Raw genomic sequence first — 2,546 nt, forward strand, 5'->3', positions numbered from 1 at the left:
GCATCGCTCCTCGCCCTGTCAACTTACGCATCCAGCCCGCTGGTCGTCCCATAAACACCTCCTCGATCAAAGGTGTTGCGACGACCGGTTGAATCCGCCCAATACACGTCAATTGCCTTCGGAAAACGCTGCCGCGAAGCCGGCGTGCAGCCGTCGATGGGTACGGCGTGCGACGCGTACGACAATGCGATGTGCGAATCCTTCTTCGGGACGCTTGAAGCAGAGCTCCTGTCGCGCGAACACTTCGCGACCCATGAACAAGCACGGAGGCGCATCTTCTCCTTCTTGGAAGGCTGGTACAACGTACGCCGCCTGCATAGCAGCATCGGCTATTGTTCGCCGCTCGAATTCGAAAACCTGAGCGCGAAGACAAAAACCGCATCACCCTGCGAGTTGCCCACCGACGGGCAGCGTCGTGGTCGTGAGACGCGACCCGCTGCCCGTCCGTGGACAACCCGCAACTCAACGCTTAACGGAGGCCGGACCACGACAAATCCTTAACTGCAAATCCGTCCGTCAGAGCGGGGCAATCTCACTCGCGTTGGCGCTCGCGAAACAGCGCGCGCTCGAATTCCGCGAACGCACCCATCACCGACAGCATCAGGTTGGCCATCGGCGAATCCTCGCCTGTGAAGGTCAGGCACTCCTTCGCGAATTCGATCCGCACGCCGCGCTGTGTCAGCGACTGAACGATATGGCGCAGGTCGTCCAGGTTCCGCGCCAGGCGGTCCATGCTGTGTACGACCACCGTGTCGCCACCGCGCACGAAGGTGAGCAGCGCGTCGAGTTGCGGGCGCTTCGTGTCTTTGCCCGACGCCTTGTCGATGAAGGTGCGGTCCAGCGTCACACCGTCGAGCTGGCGCTCGACATTCTGCTCGAACGTACTGACCCGAACGTAGCCCACGCGTTGCCCGTTCATGACCACCTTCTGGTGAATGTGTCAGGCTGAAATCTATGACGCGGAAACGGAAGCGTCAATAAAGCGCGAGTCGGACCCTAACCTGACGATGCTGACAGGCTTTACCTGACGTCAGGATAGGGTAAACCTCTGGCTGACAGGTATCTGGCCAATCGTCTCGGTGACGACCTTATGGCTATCGAAAGGCCGGGATCGGGTCACTGTCGGCCGTTCGGTCGGGTCCTCGGGCGGAGATCCGAGGGGCGGCACCAAGACTCGAAACAGTCGCTGGGAGGCTGCTCTGTCCCGTCTCTGAGTCACGCGGACTTTGCCGGTCCCTCTAACGGAATTTTTATGCCCGTGGGACATATTTGGCGCTACCAAGAACAATTAGGACTTCATGAACCGGTCGCGCATCACTTCAAGAAACGCGGCCGCCGGCCGCGGCAACTGCGTGGTCTGCGGCGCGGCGACGACAACCCGTTGCGCAGGAATCGTGGAGTCCAGAGGCCGGCAAACGATGGGCCGGCCGTCGTAGCTCGTATCGCCGACAGGGCGAGTCACGAGAATCGAAATTCCATGCCCGTTCGCGACCAGCGATCGGATCATCTCGACAGAACGCAGTTCCAGCGCGACAGATGGCGATACGCCAGCCAACCGGAACAGGGAAAGAAAATAGTCACGACTGTGCGGCATGTCCAGCAGGAAGAACGGCTCAACTGTCAGCTCCCTGATTGAAACAGCAGTCTGCTTGGCCAGCCGATGCCCCTCCGGGAGCAGGGCATAGGGTGATTGCTCCCCAACAGCGTGAAGCGTCACCTGACGCGCGAGATCCATATCGTAGATCAGCGCCAGATCGAGCGTGCCTCGCTCCACCTCTTCGACAAGTTCCTCCGTATCGCCTTCCTGGATCGTCAATCGGACGTCGGGATAGTGATTCTGAAAATGCCGGATGATCGGCGGAAGATGGCGCGCGCCGAGCGTCGCGAAACAGCCCACCGACAGGTCGCCCACGACGCTGCCGGTGTCCCGTGCGCCGAGTTGCGCCGCGCGTTGCATCAGTTCACGTGCTTCCTTGTAGCGGCGTTTGCCTGCGGCAGTCAATTCCAGGCCCCGGCTCGGGACACGCGTGAAAAGCCGCTCACACCACAACGCCTCCAGTTCGCCAATCGCGTGTGAGATCGAAGGCTGCGAGACGTTCATCGCCTTCGCGGCCGCCAAAGCGCCGCGATGTTCCACCGCCGCCATGAAATATTCGATCTGCCGCAACGTGAAGTGTATCAAGATCTTTGATATACAGAATTAAAAACCAACATTTTTTATTATACGGCGCTTTTCCTACTATCTGTGCATGGTCGCGCCGTTTCGGGATCGTCGATCCGAATACTGCGTACGTTCCGTTCCATATCGCCGGGTTGCTTCCGGCATCCATCACCACTTCAAGGTTCATGCCATGGCCACCTCGAAAGAAGTTGGCGCTTCCGCGTCAGTGATAGAGAAGCGTTCGCTTGACTACATTCCTGAAAACGAGCGCCACGGCACGGCGTTCGGCCAGTTCACGCTGTGGCTCGGCGTCAATCTGAATATCACTGCAATCGTCACGGGGGCGCTTGCCGTCGTGTTAGGCGGCGATGTCTTCTGGTCATTG

The 2,546-nt window shown here is 59.5% G+C and carries 3 protein-coding genes and 1 pseudogene; 2 read left to right on the plus strand and 2 right to left on the minus strand.

Annotated features, from left to right (window positions below):
- Positions 1 to 72: 72 nt before the first annotated feature.
- Positions 73 to 501, plus strand: coding sequence for a transposase (locus tag QCE73_RS39550; RefSeq protein ID WP_404989889.1), 429 nt, complete (start codon positions 73 to 75; stop codon positions 499 to 501).
- A gap of 34 nt (positions 502 to 535) precedes the next feature.
- Here QCE73_RS39550 and QCE73_RS39190 read toward each other — a convergent pair.
- Together QCE73_RS39190 and QCE73_RS39195 are read right to left on the minus strand one after the other, a co-directional pair.
- A pseudogene (locus tag QCE73_RS39190) lies at positions 536 to 919 on the minus strand (recombinase family protein); the annotation flags it as partial.
- A 369-nt stretch (positions 920 to 1,288) separates the two neighbouring features.
- A complete protein-coding gene (locus tag QCE73_RS39195; RefSeq protein ID WP_309886174.1) occupies positions 1,289 to 2,182 on the minus strand; it encodes a LysR family transcriptional regulator in 894 nt (297 codons plus the stop codon).
- 169 nt (positions 2,183 to 2,351) lie between these two features.
- Between QCE73_RS39195 and QCE73_RS39200 the strand changes: the two genes are divergently transcribed.
- Positions 2,352 to 2,546, plus strand: a 195-nt coding sequence (locus tag QCE73_RS39200) for a cytosine permease (RefSeq protein WP_309886176.1), incomplete at its 3' end; no start/stop codon positions are given.

The sequence above is a fragment of the Caballeronia sp. LZ029 genome (genome assembly GCF_031451275.1).
GTDB classification, from domain to species: domain Bacteria; phylum Pseudomonadota; class Gammaproteobacteria; order Burkholderiales; family Burkholderiaceae; genus Caballeronia; species Caballeronia jiangsuensis.